This window comes from Aeromonas sp. FL131, assembly GCF_049860615.1.
Lineage (GTDB): Bacteria > Pseudomonadota > Gammaproteobacteria > Enterobacterales > Aeromonadaceae > Aeromonas > Aeromonas hydrophila.
Window position 1 is genome coordinate 1747159 of the sequence record NZ_CP187595.1, and the last position, 15423, is coordinate 1762581.

The window sequence follows — 15423 nt, forward strand, 5'->3', positions numbered from 1 at the left end:
CCTTGTTACAGCTCCAAAAAGTTTTGCAGTAGGCGGGCACCGGCCGCGCCGGAGCGCTCCGGGTGGAATTGGGCGCCAAAGAAATTGCTGTGCTCTGCAACCCCGCCCACGATGGCGGTGAAAGGCTTGCCGTAGTCACAGGTCGCCAGCGTCGCCTCGGTCACCTCCAGCGCATAGGAGTGCACGAAGTAGAAGTAGCTGCCGCTCGGGATCCCCTTGAGCAGAGGATGGGTCTCGTCGTGCTCAATCTGGTTCCAGCCCATGTGGGGCAGGCGCAGGTTGCCCACCTCCATCAGCTTGATCCTGCCCGGTACTATGCCAAGGCAATCGATCAAGGCATGGGTCTTGCCATCGGCCGCCATGCTCTCTTCGGACGCCTCCGCCAGCATCTGCATGCCGAGGCAAAAACCCAGCAGCGGCTGCTTGGCGGCGCGAATGAGCGGCACCAGCCCCCGTTCGTTGAGATTATTCATGGCGGCCACCGCAGTGCCGACGCCGGGCAGGATCAGCTTGTCCGCCTGCTCGATATCGGCCGCCTGGCTGGAGACCAGCGGCTGCACGCCGAGACGCTCGAATGCCATTCTGACCGAGGCCAGATTGGCGCAGCCGGTGTCGATAATGACCAGCTTCTGCTTGCTTATATCCATCACAGCACTCCCTTGCTGGAGGGAAGCTCGCTCCCTTCCACCTGAATGGCCTGACGCAGGGCGCGGCCAAAGCCCTTGAACAGCGCCTCCACCTGGTGGTGGGTGTTGCCGCTGCCCACCTTCATCTGCAAGGTAATGGCCATGGCGTCCGAAAGGGAGCGGAAGAAGTGGGGCACCATCTCGGTGGCCATCTCGCCCACGCTGTCGCGGCCAAAACCGCTTGGGCAGTCGAACACGAAGTAGGGGCGGCCGCTCAAGTCGAGCGCGGTGGCCACGTCCAGCTCGGTCAGCGAGGGGGCCTGGGTGCTGTCATTGGCGCCGTCAACCAGGCGGGGGCGACCGTCGATCACCGCCTGCACCTCGTCCATCGCCAGCACGAAGCCGAAGCGGCCGATGCCGCGCTTGTTGCCAAGGGCCTGGCGCAGCGCCTGACCCAGCGCCAGCCCGACGTCTTCCACTGTGTGGTGATCGTCGATGTGCAGATCGCCGCTCACTTTGAGCTTGAGCCGAAAACCTGCGTGGGTCGCTATCTGATCCAGCATGTGATCAAAGAAGCCGATGCCGGTGGCGATCTGGTTGCCGCCGCTCTTGTCCAAATCCACCGCAACCTGAATGCGGGTCTCCTTGGTGTAACGCTCTACTTCGGCCACACGTCCCTTGGACAGCAGCTGATCACGGATGGCGAGCCAGTCGTGATCTTGCGGGTGGTAGCGAATACCGCGAATGCCCATGTTGTCGGCCAGCTGCAGATCGGTCTGTCTGTCACCAATCACGAAGGAGTTGGCAAAGTCGATGCGACCGGAGGCGAGATACTCCTTCACCAGCCCGAGGTGAGGTTTGCGGCAGCTGCAGCCATCGGTGGGGAAGTGCGGGCAGATCAGCACCTGCTCCCAGCTCACCCCTTGCGATTCGAACAGGTGCATCATTAGGTCGTGGGGGGGCTGGAAGTTCTCCAGCGGCAGGCTGGCGGTGCCCAGCCCGTCCTGGTTGGTCACCATCACCAGCACGTAGCCGGCGGCCTGCAATTCGCGCAGCACCGGGATCACCATGGGCTCGAAGCGCAGCTTGGCGAGGCTGTCCACCTGCTTGTCGGTGACCGGCTCTTCAATCAGGGTGCCGTCGCGGTCGATAAACAAAAACGGGGTCTTCATCGCTACATCCTTGTCTTAAAAAGAGGGAGAGGGCTGGTCACGCAATACGGCCAGTACGGCATCCATCTCGCCCTGATAGCCGATGGTGACCCGAATGCTGTTGTCCAGGCCAGGCTTGGTCGAGAAATCCCGCAGTATGATGCCGGCGGCCTTCATGGCGGCAAAGACGGCGGCACCATCCACAAAGCGCACCAGCACGAAGTTGCCCTTGTCCTCGAACACTTCCTTCACGCAGGGCAGGGTTGCCAGTGCGGCCTTGAAGGCGGCTTTCTGCTTGTTGAGCTCCACCACTCGCTCCTGCATCAGCTCCAGTCCCATGGGGGAGAGGGCCTGCGCCGCGATCTGGGCGATGGGCTCGGGGATGGGATAGGGGGCGATCACCTTGGCCAGCATGGCGATCACCTCGGGATGGCCTAAGGTAAAGCCGCAGCGGATCCCCGCCAGGGCAAAGGCCTTGGAGAGGGTGCGGGTCACCACCAGATTGGGGAAGCGAGCCAGCAGGTCCACCACGGACGCCTCGGGGCAGAACTCGATATAGGCCTCGTCTACCACCACGATGGCGCGATCCCGCGCTTTCTCCAGCAGGGCGATGAGGCCGTCGCGGCCCACCAGATCTCCGGTGGGATTGTTGGGGGAGCAGAGGAACACCAGCTTCACGTCGGAAAGGCGATCGGCAATGGCGGGCCAGTCAGGCTGGCGGCTGGCGGTCAGCGGCTGCTCGACGATACCGACACCGCAGGTCTCGGCGCTGATGGCGTACATGCCGTAGGTGGGCGGGCAGATCAGGATCTGATCTTCACCCGCTTCGCAGAAGGTGCGGATCAAGAGCTCAATGGCCTCGTCGGCGCCGCGGCTCACCAGCACCTGATCGAGGTTGACCCCGGCGTAGGCGGCATAGCCGTTCACCACCTCGGCCGGCTGGCACTCGGGGTAGCGGTTGAGACGGCTGCCCTCGATGGTGAAGGGATAGGCCAGCGGCGCCTCGTTGGCGTTGAGCCAGACGTGGCCTTTGCCGCCGATGCGGCGAGCGGATTGATAAGGGGTGAGGGCCCGCACCACGCGGCGCGCCAGGTTGGCAATGCTCATGACAAATCCTTCTGCTGTGCTGTTTGTTGGGACGCGGCGGCCAGGGCGTTCAACCTGAGGGTGACGGCGTTCTTGTGACCATCAAGCCCTTCGGCCTGGGCGATGCGTTCGACGATGGGCCCAAGGCCCTGAATGCCGCGCTCGCTCAGCTCCTGCACCGTGTAGCGGCGCTGATAATCGGCGAGGCCCAGGCTCGAGCAGGTACGGGCATAGCCATAGGTGGGCAGGGTGTGGTTGGTACCGCTGGCGTAATCGCCGACTGATTCCGGTGTCCATGCCCCAAGGAAGATGGAGCCGGCATTTTCAAGCTGATCCAGTAGATCACGGGGAGCGCGGGTCTGTACGATCAGGTGCTCCGGGGCGTAGGCGTTGGAGATGGCGCAGGCTTCTGCCAGATCGTCGCAGAGGATCACCAGACTGCTGCCCAGCGCCTGCGCGGCGATATCGCGCCGAGTCAACTTGGCCAGCTGGCGCTTGATCTCGCCGTTGATGGCGTCGGCCAGCAGCGGCGAGGTGGTCACCAGCACCACCTGACTGTCGGGGCCGTGTTCGGCCTGGGAGAGCAGATCCGCCGCCACGAAGGCGGGGTTGGCGCTCTCGTCGGCAATGACCAGCACCTCGGAGGGGCCGGCGGGCATGTCGATGGCGGCACCGCGCCAGTCGCGCGATACCTGCCCCTTGGCTTCGGTCACATAGGCGTTGCCCGGGCCGAAGATCTTGTCCACCTTGGGAATGGTTTCGGTGCCGTAGGCCATGGCGGCGATGGCCTGGGCGCCGCCAATGGCGAACACCTTCTCGACCCCGCAGGCGCGGGCGGCGAACAGGATCTCGTCGCTGGCCGGGGACGGGGTGCAGAGCACCACTTCACGGCAACCGGCGATAGCTGCTGGAATGGCCAGCATCATCACGGTGGAGGGGAGCGGCGCGCTGCCCCCCGGCACATAGAGACCGACCCGGCTGATGGGCTGGGTGCGCAGCTCGCACACCACCCCGGGCTGGGTCTCGACCCGCACCACGGGTTGCACTTGCGCGGCGTGGAAGGTACGAATGTTGGCGATGGCCACCTCGATGGCGCCCTTGATGTCGTCACCCAAGCGGGCGCAGGCGGCCTCGATTTCGGCGTCGCTCACCTGCAGTTGCTGGCGCGGGGCGCGCTCGAAGCGCTGGCTCAGCTCGCGCAGGGCCTCATCGCCCCGGCTGCGTACCGCAGCGATGATCTCCCGCACCACAGCGCCGATGTCGGCTTCGTCACTCAGGGCCGGCCGGGTCAGCACGTCGGCCTGCTGGGCGGGGGAGAGGGTCTTCCAGATCAGGGTCTGCATGATGTCCCTTCCTTATTCCATCATTTTTTCGATGGGCAGCACCAGAATGGAGCTGGCGCCGAGGGCCTTGAGCTGTTCCATGGTTTCCCAGAACAGGGTCTCGCTGGAGACGACGTGCAGCGCCACCTGGTTGGTCTCGCCCGCCAGCTGCATGATGGTGGGACGCTCGGCGCCCGGCAGCAGATCGGTGATGGCATCGAGCTTGTCCTTGGGCGCGTGCAGCATGATGTACTTGCTCTCGCGCGCCTGCTGCATTCCCTGAATACGGGGCAGCAGGGTGTCGATGATCTTCTGCTTGGCATCGGACAAGGGGTTGGGGGCCTGCACCAGTACCGCCTTGGAGCGGTAGATCACTTCCACCTCTTTGAGGCCGTTGGCCTCCAGGGTGGCGCCGGTGGAGACCAGATCGCAGATGGCATCGGCCAGGCCTGCGCGGGGGGCCACTTCCACCGAACCGCCCAGCATCACGCTCTTGAAGCCGAGCCCTTTTTCGTCGAAGAAGCGCTTGAGCAGCCCCGGGTAAGAGGTGGCGATGCGCTTGCCGGCGAGGCTCTGTGGCCCGGTGTAGGTGACGTCGTCCGGTACCGCCAGGGAGAGGCGGCAGCCGCCGAAGTCGAGCTGCTTGAGGGTCTTGACCGCAAAGGGCTGGCCCTGGGAGGCGCGGATGAGCTGCACCTCTTCCAGCACGTTCTCGCCGATGATGCCAAGGTCGACCACCCCTTCCATCACCAGCCCCGGGATGTCGTCATCGCGTACCCGCAGGATGTCGATGGGCATGTTCTCGACATGGGCGATGAGGCGCTGTTCGCGCAGGTTGATCTTGAGGCCGCAGCTCTTGAACAGGGCCTGGGAGTCCTGGCTCAGGCGACCGGATTTTTGCATGGCGATGCGCAGACGTTGTGTTTCCATTGCTCGATTTCCTTCTAGTCAAAAACGAAAAAGCCCTCGGAAGTCAGTGCTTCCGAGGGCTTATGAATCTTGCGGTCCTTTTGGAAGTCACCAGTTAAGTGTCTTCCAGCAGTCAACCTCCTGAAAGACTATTCGGGATGATGATGGTGGTGATGAGTCTTCAGGCTGGTGAACTGCATGTAATCAATCCTTTACAAATAAGATGTCGTAGTTGACGCCCGATTTAAACTACCTGCCTTGACGGAAAAAGCAACCGGAAAATGTGATTTGGTCGATTAAAGTTGAGAAAACGGTTCTCTGGTCGATAACTAGACAAGGTGAGCCAGAGGAGGCGACATCATGCCCAGTCAGGACCTGTTATTCCCCATTCTGCCCCGGGCACCGGCTGCCCCGAGCAGTGACGACATCAAGCGGGAAGTGACCCAGATCAGCCAGAAGCATCAGCTGCGCAAGACCAGCACCGACAACGGTGACTCCCAGCAGCGCCAGCAGCCTTATCCATCGGCCAAGCGTGATCAGCCAGCATCTGAAGAGGACGATCACAAGCCGGATCCCGATCACCAGATCGATCTCTTCGTCTAGGCGCAGAATCAGTCCCGCTTTTGCCACACTTTTGGCATAATGCCCCCTTTTGCTGCGGGACGCCCTTTTGACCATCCAGACCCTGTTCAAGCCAGACGGCCCTCTGGCCAGCCATATCGACGGCTTCAAAGCCCGTGCCCCGCAACTGGAGATGGCCGAGGCGGTGGCGCGTGCCATCAAGGAGCATGGTCGCTTGCTGGTGGAGGCGGGCACCGGTACCGGCAAGACCTACGCCTACCTGGTGCCGGCGCTGGAATCCGGCAAACGGGTGGTGATCAGCACCGGCTCCAAGAACCTGCAGGAGCAGCTTTTCTACCGCGATCTCCCCACCATCACGGGGGCGCTCTCCTATACCCCGCCGGTGGCCCTGCTCAAGGGGCGCAGCAACTATCTGTGCATCGAGCGGATGAACCGGCTGCTCAGCGAATCCCACCTGCAAAAACCGGAAGTGCTCAATGATCTGGTCAAGGTGAAGTCCTGGTCCACCGCCACCGACAACGGCGACGTGGGGGATATTCCGGGGCTGCAGGAGAACGCCGAAATCCTCGCGCACGTCACCAGCACCAATGAAAATTGCCTCGGTCGCGACTGCCCCTATTACGACGACTGCCATCTGGTGGTGGCCCGCCGCCGTGCCATGGATGCCCAGGTTGTGGTGATCAACCACCACCTCTTCTTCGCCGACATGGCGGTCAAAGACACCGGATTTGGCGAGCTGGTGCCCGAAGCACAGGTTTACGTGTTTGACGAAGCGCACCAGCTGCCCGAGATCGCCACCAACTACTTCGGCAAATCGGTGGGCAGCCGCACCATCCTGGATCTGGCGCAGGATATCCAGCTCGCCTATCGGGCCGAGGCCCACGACATGGCCCAGCTCGGCAAGGCGGCCGACCGGCTTGCCATTGCCAGCCAGGATCTGCGGCTCGCCTTCGGGGTGGACGGTGGGCGCGGCAACACCCGCGACATGCTGCGCCAGCCGCTCTGGGGCCAGGCGCTGGCCCGCCTCAACGATGCCCTCGGACTCTGCTACGAGGTGCTGAAACTGGCGCTCGGGCGCGGCGAGCAGCTGGATCACTGTTTCGAGCGGATCAGTGAGCTGCGCACCCGGTTGGGAGAGGTATTGGCCATCAACCAGACCGGTTTCTCCTACTGGTACGACTGCTCGCGGCTCCATTTCACCCTCAACCTGACCCCGCTGTCGGTGGCCGAGCGCTTTGGCGCCGAGGTGCTGCGCCCAGAGGTCGCCTGGGTGTTTACCTCGGCCACCCTGACGGTGGACATGCGCTTTGATCACTTCAAAGCCGAGCTGGGACTGGCTGGCAGTGCCGAGCTTATTCTCGACAGCCCGTTCGACTATAGCGAGCAGGCGCGGCTGTGCGTGCCGCGCTTTCTGCCCGAGCCCAATGCCTTTGGCCGTGGCGAGCAGCTGGCCAATTTGATGATCCCGCTCATCAACAAGACGCCGGGGGGCTGTTTTTTTCTCTGTACCAGCCATCAGGTAATGCGGCAGGTGGCCGAGGTGCTGCGCCGGGAGATCGGCCGTACCGTCCTGCTGCAGGGGGAGGACAACAAGCAGCGATTGCTCAAGGAGTTCGTCGAGAATGGCCGCGCCGTGCTGGTGGCGACCAGCAGCTTCTGGGAGGGGATCGACGTGCGGGGGGCGGCGCTCTCCTGTGTTATCATCGACAAGCTGCCGTTTGCCAGCCCCGATGATCCGCAGCTTAAAGCGCGAGTGGACGACTGCAAGCTCAGGGGCGGCGATCCTTTCGCCGATATCCAGTTGCCCAAGGCGGTGATCGCCTTGAAACAGGGGGTGGGGCGGCTCATCCGTGATCGCAGTGATCACGGAGTACTGGTCATCTGTGATCCCCGCATGGTCAACAAGCCCTACGGTGCCACCTTTATCAAGAGTCTGCCCGCCATTCCACGGACCCGGGAGCTGGCGATGCTGGGGAATTTCTTTGAGCAGCAGGCGCTCGCCGGTCGGTGATCGCGTTTGCGCGGCCGCGGCCGGCCAAGCCTTGCAACATTTTGAAAAACTGCTGGCACTGTCTGCTTGCAGATTATGTAATTGACTGATTTTATAGAGATTGGAAAGCATGAACGAGTTGAAGATCCTGGCCGTTGATACCGCCACCGAAGCCTGCTCCGCCGCCTTGCTGGTGGGGGCGCAGGTGTTCTCCCGCTGGGAGGAGGCGCCGCGGGATCACACCCGCAAGATCCTGCCCATGGTTCAGGCTGTGTTGGACGACGCCGGGATAACCTTGGATGAGCTCGATGCCATTGCCTTTGGCCGTGGTCCCGGCTCCTTTACCGGGGTGCGGATCGGCATCGGTGTGGCGCAGGGCCTGGCATTTGGGGCCGGCGTGCCGCTGATCGGCATCTCCACCCTGGCCGCCATGGCGCAAGGCGCCCACCGACTGGATGGCGCCGAACAGGTGTTGACCGCCATCGATGCGCGGATGAACGAGGTCTATTTCGGCCGTTATGAGCTGATCGACGGCCGCATGCAGCTGGTGGGCGACGAGGTGGTGAGCGATCCCGCGGCACTGGTTGACGTCCGTGGCAAGCTGGCGGGTCGGGTGACCTGCGTCGGCACCGGTTTTGAGACCTATGGCGAGATTTTGAGTGGTCTTGCCGACGAGCTGGTAGCGAGTCAGGTGCGTTTCCCGGCGGCAGAAGACATGCTGCCACTGGCGCGCAGCGCCTGGCTGGCGGGCGAAGCGGTGGCGGTGGAGCAGGCGACCCCGGTCTATTTGCGTGACAAGGTGACCTGGAAGAAGCTGCCGGGTCGCGAATAAGGGCGGGAGTGGCAGGCATGTCGCTCACGCCGCTGGGAACATGCCCCATTGCGGGTGGTTGACAGGCCGGTTTCATCCGGCCAGAGGAGCGTGACATGTTGAAGCGTGCAATGGTGATGGGGGCCGCAGGGCTCTTGCTCGGTGCCTGCAGCTCGGTCCCGAAAGAGCTGGCCTATGAGCCCGCCAACCAGCTGGTGGCCTACCAGCCGGCCCTTGCCGGCCTGGAGGGCAAACCGGCCCGCTGGAGCGGGGTCATCTCGGCAGTACACAACAAGGCGGATCAGAGCGTCATCGAGGTGGTCTATCTGCCGCTCAAGTCCAACGGGGTGCCAGAGCAGACCGAGCAGAGCCCGGGCCGTTTTCTGGCCATCATGCAGGGCTTTGTCGACCCGACCCTCTATGCCAAGGGGCGCAGCCTGACGGTGCTTGGCACCATCGACAAGCCGCTCGACAGCCAGATAGGCGAGCACAAATACCGCTTCTCGGTGCTCAAGGTGACGGGCAGCAAGCTGTGGCCGCCGGTCAAGGAGGTAGAGGTTCGCTATGTGGATCCCTACTTCTACGACCCCTTCTATGATCCCTACTGGCCGAGACGGCCGCTGCGCCGCTAGGACCAGGAGTGAAGACCGTGCTGCAGGAGCGTTTCCTGACCCTGGCCGATGGCCGCCGGGTGGCCTTGCTTGAGAGTCAGCCAATGCCGGATGAGCAGACCAGCAAACCCTTGCTGGTTGCGCTACATGGCTGGCTCGACAACAGTGCGAGCTTTGTGCCCCTTGCCCCCTATCTGACCCACTTTCAGCTGGTCTGCATCGATCTGCCGGGGCACGGTCGCTCGGATCACAAGAGCACGCCCTATGTCTTTGTCGACTGGCTGGACGATCTCTACCAGATCGCTCAGGCGGCGGGCTGGACGGCCTTCACGCTGCTTGGCCACTCCCTCGGGGCCTTGATCGCCTCCGCCTATGCCGGGGTCTTCCCCGAGCAGGTGGAGCGACTCATCCTGCTGGAGGGGCTCGGGCCTCTCAGCCAACCCGACGAGGCGGTGCCGGAGCAACTGCGCCGCGCCATCCTGAATCGCAGTCGCACCCGCGAGCGAGCCTCCCTGGGCTTTGCGTCCATCGATGAAGCGGTGGCGGCGCGTTGCAAGGTGGCCGACATTGACCCAGGTTCGGCACGCCTCATCTGCGAGCGGCAGCTGGAAGTACGGGCAGGGCGCTGGCATTGGCGCAGCGATCCTTGTTTGCGGGATCTCTCCCCCATGCGCATGAGCGAAGGGCAGGCCCAGGCGCTGATCCGGGCCATCCGTTGCCCGGTACTGTTTATCGCCGGTGCAGAGGGTTTTGCCAGCCTGCAGGCGCAGTGGCAACAGCGTCATGCCGCGTTTACCCAGATAGAGCGGGTCGTTTTGGCGGGAAACCACCATTTTCATATGGAAAATTCGGCAGAGACCGCGGTTTGTATCGAAAAATTTTGTCAAATTCGGTAGAATCGACGGCTTTCAATAATTCCAGGTTTGTCTTCTCCCTCACATTTTTCCGTTGTTAATTTGCTGTTAATTGATGTTGCCCTATGTAAATATGGGCGGCATTAGAGTATGAGCTTAAAACAACTGCTTGAAATGGATGTGAACAGGGACGGAGGCAACACAGTGAGCGCACAGGTGCTAGTTATGCAGGAGAAGTTCGTGGAAAAAGTCTGGCTGAAGCGTTATCCAGAAGGGGTGCCCGCCGAGATCAATCCAGACCAATACAGCTCCCTGGTCGAAATGTTTGAAGAGTCGGTGAACGAATTCGCCGACCAGCCTGCCTTCGTCAACATGGGGCAGACCATTACCTACCGTCGCCTCGAAGAGCAGTCCCGCGCCTTTGCCGCCTACCTGCAAAACGAGCTCAAGCTCAGCCAGGGTGACAGGGTCGCTGTGATGATGCCCAACCTGCTGCAGTACCCCATCGCGGTGTTCGGCATCCTGCGTGCCGGCATGATAGTGGTCAACGTCAACCCGCTCTACACCCCGCGCGAGCTGGAACATCAGCTCAAGGACTCCGGTGCCAAGGCCATCGTCATCGTCTCCAACTTTGCCCATACCCTGGAAAAAGTGGTCTACGATACCCCGGTCAAGCACGTGATCCTGACCCGCATGGGGGACAACCTGGGTCTGGCCAAGGGCACCCTGGTCAACTTCGTGGTGAAATACGTCAAGAAGCTGGTGCCCAAATACAATCTGCCCCACGCCAGCACCATGCGCCAGGCGCTGGCCAAGGGCCGCTATCTGCAGTACATCAAGCCCGAGATCAATAACGACGATCTGGCCTTCCTGCAGTACACCGGCGGTACCACCGGCCTCTCCAAGGGGGCCATGCTGACTCACCGCAATCTCATCGCCAACGTCGAGCAGTGCCTCGGGGTATACGGCCCCATGCTGGAGCGGGGTAAGGAGTTCGTGGTCACCGCACTGCCGCTCTATCACGTGTTTGCATTGACCGTGAACTGCCTGCTGTTCATGCGCATCGGCGGTTACAACCTGCTCATCAGCAACCCGCGCGACATCCCGGGCTTTGTCAAAGAGATCAGAAAGTACCCCTTTACCTGCATCACCGGGGTCAACACCCTGTTCAATGCGCTGGTCAACAATGGGGAGTTCCAGTCGATGGACTTCTCCCGCCTGAAGCTGACCATAGGTGGTGGCATGGCGGTGCAGCGGGCGGTAGCCGAACAGTGGAAAGGGCTGACCGATACGCCGCTGCTGGAAGGCTACGGCCTGACCGAGTGTTCGCCACTGGTGAGCGTCTGCCCCTATGATCTGCTCGACTACAACGGCTCCATCGGTCTGCCAGTCTGCTCTACCGACATTCGTCTGGTGGATGATGCAGGTCAGGTGATCCACGAGCTTGGCAAACCCGGCGAGATGCAGGTACGCGGCCCGCAGGTGATGAGCGGTTACTGGCAGCGGCCGGAAGCCACCGCCGAGGTGATGCAGGATGGCTGGCTCTGTACCGGCGACATCGCGGTGTGCGACGAGCAGGGCTTCTTCAAGATCGTCGATCGCAAGAAGGACATGATCCTGGTCTCCGGCTTCAACGTGTATCCGAACGAAATTGAAGACGTGGTGGCGCTGCACCCGAAAGTGCTGGAAGTGGCCGCCGTCGGCGTGCCGCACAAGGTCTCCGGCGAGCTGGTGAAGATCTTCGTGGTCAAGAAAGATGCAAAGCTGCAGGAAGACGAGATTATTGCTCACTGCCGCAAACATCTGACTGCCTATAAGGTACCGAAACTGGTAGAATTTCGTGACGAACTTCCCAAGACCAATGTGGGCAAGATCCTGCGCCGCGTGCTGCGCGACGAGGAGATTGCCAAGCAGTAACCGGCGTGGCGCTGCCAAGCAGCATGCCGTCGTTATGCAAAACCGTGGGTCAGCCCACGGTTTTTTCTTTTGGCCCTGATCAACGCGCAGGCACAGATGCACTATCAACTCATTTCACAGCAAGCCGAACTGGAGCAGTATCTCGCCTCCCTGGCCGACGTTCCCCTGGCCATCGATACTGAATTCGTTCGCACCCGCACCTACTATCCCCAGCTGGGCCTGTTCCAGATCTATGACGGTGAGCATCTGGCACTGCTGGATCCGCTGACGCTGGATCTCTCCTCCCTCTGGCAACGGCTCGGCCGGGCAGGGCAGATCGCCATCTTGCACGCCTCCGGTGAAGATCTGGAGCTTATCCAGCATCAGGCGGGCCATCTGCCCAACCAGATGCACGACACCCAGCTGGCCGCCGCCTTTCTGGGTTACGGGGTATCGGTCGGTTTTGGCGCCCTGGTCAACGAGTTTCTCGCGGTGGAGCTGGAAAAGGATCAGGCCCGCACCGACTGGCTGGCGCGCCCGCTCACACCTCGCCAGCTCGAGTACGCGGCGGCCGACGTGTTTTATCTGCTACCACTCTACGAGAAGGTGATGGCCAAGCTGCATGAGAGCGGCAAGTTCGCCTGGTTCGAGCAGGAGTGCCAGAACCACTCCGCCCGCAAGACCCAGACCAGCGATCCTCGCCAGGCCTATCTCGACATCGTCAATGCCTGGCAACTGGGGCGTCGTGAGCTGGCGATCCTGCGTGAGCTGGCCGCCTGGCGTCAGCAGGAGGCAGTGCGCCGTGATCTGGCCCTCAACTTCGTGGTCAAAGAGCTGCACCTGTTCAAGGTGGCGGAGCGCAGACCCACGTCGCTGCGCGATCTGAACGAGCTGGGGCTGGCCCCCATCGAGATCAAGATCCACGGCAAGCGGATGCTCGACATCGTGGCCGCAGCTCAGCAGAGCGATCCCGACAGCTGGCCCGAGCCCATTCGCCGGCTGGTGGACTACCCCCAGTACAAGGCCGAGCTCAAGCGGATCAAGGGGATGGTGGAAGAGAAGGCCAAGGCCAGCAACATTCCGCCCGAGCTGGTGGCCAGCAAGAAGATCATTCACCAGTACTTCACCTGGAGCTGGCGCATGAGCGACGAAGAGCGCGCCCGGGCCGACAAGCCGATGCTGCTGCAGGGCTGGCGCCATGAACTGGTTGGCCACTTGCTGGCACAGTGATCACAAAACAGAAAAAGGGGCCCTCGGGGCCCCTTTTTTTGTCGGCGTTACTGCAGCGGATAGCGGTAGCGAGCCAGGATCTGCCCGTACACCGGGCTCTGCAGCAGCGCCCGGATCGCCTCATCAAGCCGTTGCAGTTGCTGTGGCGTGGTGGTGCGACGACTCAACATCAGGTGGACTGGGGTCTGCTGGATGTCGAGCAGGGGGGTCAGTTGATCGAGGGGGATCCCGGCCAGATTGAGCTGCTGCAATCCCATGGGGTCCATGACAACCCCCTGGATCCGGCCGGCCAGCAGTAGTTTGATCAGCGGCTCCGTTTTCAGCCTGACCAGCAGTCGCTGCTGCATCTGGGGTGACTGCATGAAGGTGCGAAAATCGGTGCCGTAATCAAAATCACGCAGCAGGCCGATGGTGAAGTCCGGCCGGGAGAGCAAGTCGGAGAGCTGTGTTATCTCCTGCCAGCGACCCTTGTCCTGACGGCGGATGAGCAGCACGGTCTCTTCATTGCGATAGGGCAGGGTAAAGCGGGCATACAGGTCGCGCTCGGCGGTCTGGTTGGCGGACATGGTCAGTTGGATGGTACCGAACTCCAGCTCGCGCAGCACGCGGGCCCAGGGCATCTCGCTGTAGTTGGCGTGAAACCCAGCCCGGTTGAAGATGGCTTCCAGCAGGTCGATATCCAGCCCCTGCAGTTGCTGCTGTTCGTCGCGAAAGCTGAACGGGTGCCAGCTTGACCAGCCTACCAGCAGCGACTCTTGCGCCCAGGCGGAGCAGCACAAACACCATAACAACAAGACTCTGTACACGGAGATGTCCCTGTTCAGCGTGGTTGTTGTTGATTATTGAATAGAAATGTCGGGCTGACCAGCCCGCAGAAGAGGATGCACGGACGTGCATCCCTCAGAGTTCGTGGGCGTGGAATCCCTTGCGATAGCGGGCTTCGCAGCGCGGGCAGCGTTGCAGGGTCGGGTCCTGTTCCAGCTGTTCGATGGCCAGCGGCTCCTCGCAGTCGGAACAGAGGCCATAGAGGCCCAGATCCATCTGACAGAGGGCGGCATCGATGCGCTTGAGGCGAGCCACGCTCTGCTCCACCTTGGGCAAGTCGAGACGGCTGGTCAGATCCACCAGTTGATCCCGCTCGCAGTGATCCACCTTTTCTGCCCACTCGTCACGCCGACAGGCTTTGAGCTGACCGATCAGCTCTTCTCTTACTTGCGCCCAGTCAGTCAGCAGGCGATCACGCCACACGGCCAACTGAGCTTGCGTCATTTCACACACACTAGCCCCCAACAGACGAATTACGAATCTGGGGCAGTATAGGGAAGCGACAGGATTATCAAGATGATATGCGTCAAGTAAAGGACGGTTAGATCACAGTTTTCGACGCCTGCAGCAAGGCATCCCGGATGGGATGGGTCTCCTTGAGTACCCGGATTTCCCCAAACAGCCGATCCGCCTCGGGATACTCCCGCTTGAGATAGCTGAACCACTGCTTGATCCGGCTCGGGTAGTAGTCTGCCTTCTCGCTCGCCAAGTCCTGCTCGGTGTAGCTCACCATCAGCTGCAGTACCTCGGCCCAGCTCATGTGGGCGCAGCCGGTCTTCATCACGTTGGCCAGATTGGGCAGGGAGATGGCGCCGCGACCCACCATCAGGGTATCGCAGCCGGAGACTTGGGCGCAGGCGAGGGCATCCGCATGATCCCAGATCTCGCCGTTGGCGGTGACGGAAATGGGCAGGGCACGGCGAATGGCGTCCACATACTCCCAGTGGGCCGGCGCCTTGTAGCCTTCGCGCTTGGTGCGGGCATGCACCGCCAGCTCGTTGGCGCCGCCTTGATGAACGGCCTGGGCGTTCTCCAGATAGAGCTCCTTGTCATCGTAGCCGAGGCGGATCTTGGCGCTCACCGGCAGATGGGCAGGCACCGCTTCGCGCACCGCCTTGACGATGCGATAGATGGTGTCGGGCTCTTTGAGCAGCACGGCGCCCCCCTTGCTCTTGTTGACCGTGGGGGCGGGGCAGCCGAAGTTGAGATCGACGCCGGGGGAACCGAGCTCGATGGCCCGCAGCGCGTTTTCGGCCAGCCATTCGGGGTGCTGGCCCAGCAGTTGTACCCGCACCGGGGTGCCGGCCCGGGTCTTGCCGTCCTGCTTGAGCTCGGGACAGAGGCGATGAAACACCTTGGCCGGCAGCAGCTGATCGACCACCCGAATGAATTCGCTGACGCAGAGGTCGTAATCGTTGACGGAGGTGAGCACCTCCCGCATCAAGTGATCCAGCACCCCCTGCATGGGGGCCAAAATAACGCGCATAACCGGTTCCGAAGGGCAAACAGAGAAAAAGAGCGCAGATTGTA

The 15423-nt window shown here is 62.0% G+C and carries 15 protein-coding genes and 1 other annotated feature; of the genes, 7 read left to right on the forward strand and 8 right to left on the reverse strand.

The window, feature by feature from the left end; genetic code table 11:
* Positions 1–5 precede the first annotated feature (5 nt).
* From hisH to hisG, 5 genes are read right to left on the reverse strand one after another with little or no spacing between them, the layout of a single operon-like run.
* On the reverse strand, positions 6–647 hold the full coding sequence (gene hisH, locus ACPW75_RS08190) for an imidazole glycerol phosphate synthase subunit HisH (RefSeq protein ID WP_077095460.1): 642 nt from the start codon (positions 645–647) through the stop codon (positions 6–8).
* Positions 647–1798 carry a bifunctional histidinol-phosphatase/imidazoleglycerol-phosphate dehydratase HisB gene (hisB, locus tag ACPW75_RS08195; protein ID WP_077095459.1) on the reverse strand — a complete coding sequence of 384 codons (1152 nt, stop codon included), beginning with the start codon at positions 1796–1798 and terminating at the stop codon, positions 647–649. Before hisB ends, hisH begins: the two co-directional genes overlap by 1 nt.
* Positions 1799–1813: 15 nt before the next feature.
* A complete protein-coding gene (gene hisC / locus ACPW75_RS08200; protein WP_077095458.1) occupies positions 1814–2884 on the reverse strand; it encodes a histidinol-phosphate transaminase in 1071 nt (356 codons plus the stop codon).
* Complete coding sequence (hisD, locus tag ACPW75_RS08205) at positions 2881–4206, reverse strand: histidinol dehydrogenase (RefSeq protein ID WP_077095457.1); 1326 nt, start codon at positions 4204–4206, stop codon at positions 2881–2883. The genes hisC and hisD overlap by 4 nt, the downstream gene beginning before the upstream one ends.
* A 12-nt stretch (positions 4207–4218) precedes the next feature.
* Entirely contained in the window at positions 4219–5115 is an 897-nt protein-coding gene (hisG, locus tag ACPW75_RS08210) for an ATP phosphoribosyltransferase (protein WP_017408376.1), read from the reverse strand.
* 24 nt (positions 5116–5139) lie between these two features.
* Positions 5140–5268 (reverse strand) — a sequence feature (His leader region).
* 186 nt (positions 5269–5454) lie between these two features.
* Here hisG and ACPW75_RS08215 point away from each other — a divergent pair.
* From ACPW75_RS08215 to rnd, 7 genes are all read left to right on the forward strand, one after another.
* Positions 5455–5697 (forward strand): hypothetical protein, encoded by a 243-nt coding sequence (locus ACPW75_RS08215; protein ID WP_077095456.1) that lies wholly within the window; start codon positions 5455–5457, stop codon positions 5695–5697.
* A 67-nt stretch (positions 5698–5764) separates the two neighbouring features.
* Complete coding sequence (locus ACPW75_RS08220) at positions 5765–7687, forward strand: ATP-dependent DNA helicase (RefSeq protein WP_045789731.1); 1923 nt, start codon at positions 5765–5767, stop codon at positions 7685–7687.
* A 109-nt stretch (positions 7688–7796) separates the two neighbouring features.
* Positions 7797–8498, forward strand: a complete 702-nt coding sequence (gene tsaB, locus ACPW75_RS08225; protein ID WP_179101322.1) for a tRNA (adenosine(37)-N6)-threonylcarbamoyltransferase complex dimerization subunit type 1 TsaB — start codon at positions 7797–7799, stop codon at positions 8496–8498.
* A gap of 95 nt (positions 8499–8593) precedes the next feature.
* Positions 8594–9109 (forward strand): Slp family lipoprotein, encoded by a 516-nt coding sequence (locus ACPW75_RS08230; protein ID WP_016350775.1) that lies wholly within the window; start codon positions 8594–8596, stop codon positions 9107–9109.
* An 8-nt stretch (positions 9110–9117) separates the two neighbouring features.
* Positions 9118–9984, forward strand: a complete 867-nt coding sequence (locus tag ACPW75_RS08235; RefSeq protein ID WP_179101321.1) for an alpha/beta fold hydrolase — start codon at positions 9118–9120, stop codon at positions 9982–9984.
* A 198-nt stretch (positions 9985–10182) separates the two neighbouring features.
* The gene (gene fadD / locus ACPW75_RS08240) at positions 10183–11859 is read left to right on the forward strand and encodes a long-chain-fatty-acid--CoA ligase FadD (protein WP_011706061.1); all 1677 of its coding nucleotides are present in this window, start codon (positions 10183–10185) and stop codon (positions 11857–11859) included.
* A 96-nt stretch (positions 11860–11955) separates the two neighbouring features.
* Entirely contained in the window at positions 11956–13068 is a 1113-nt protein-coding gene (rnd, locus tag ACPW75_RS08245) for a ribonuclease D (protein WP_174892443.1), read from the forward strand.
* A gap of 47 nt (positions 13069–13115) precedes the next feature.
* Here the strand turns inward: rnd and ACPW75_RS08250 are convergent, their stop codons facing one another.
* From ACPW75_RS08250 to dusC, 3 genes are all read right to left on the reverse strand, one after another.
* On the reverse strand, positions 13116–13874 hold the full coding sequence (locus tag ACPW75_RS08250; RefSeq protein WP_077095454.1) for a substrate-binding periplasmic protein: 759 nt from the start codon (positions 13872–13874) through the stop codon (positions 13116–13118).
* 94 nt (positions 13875–13968) lie between these two features.
* Positions 13969–14337, reverse strand: coding sequence for a TraR/DksA family transcriptional regulator (locus ACPW75_RS08255; protein ID WP_011706064.1), 369 nt, complete (start codon positions 14335–14337; stop codon positions 13969–13971).
* A 97-nt stretch (positions 14338–14434) separates the two neighbouring features.
* On the reverse strand, positions 14435–15379 hold the full coding sequence (gene dusC, locus ACPW75_RS08260) for a tRNA dihydrouridine(16) synthase DusC (protein WP_077095453.1): 945 nt from the start codon (positions 15377–15379) through the stop codon (positions 14435–14437).
* Positions 15380–15423: the final 44 nt, after the last annotated feature.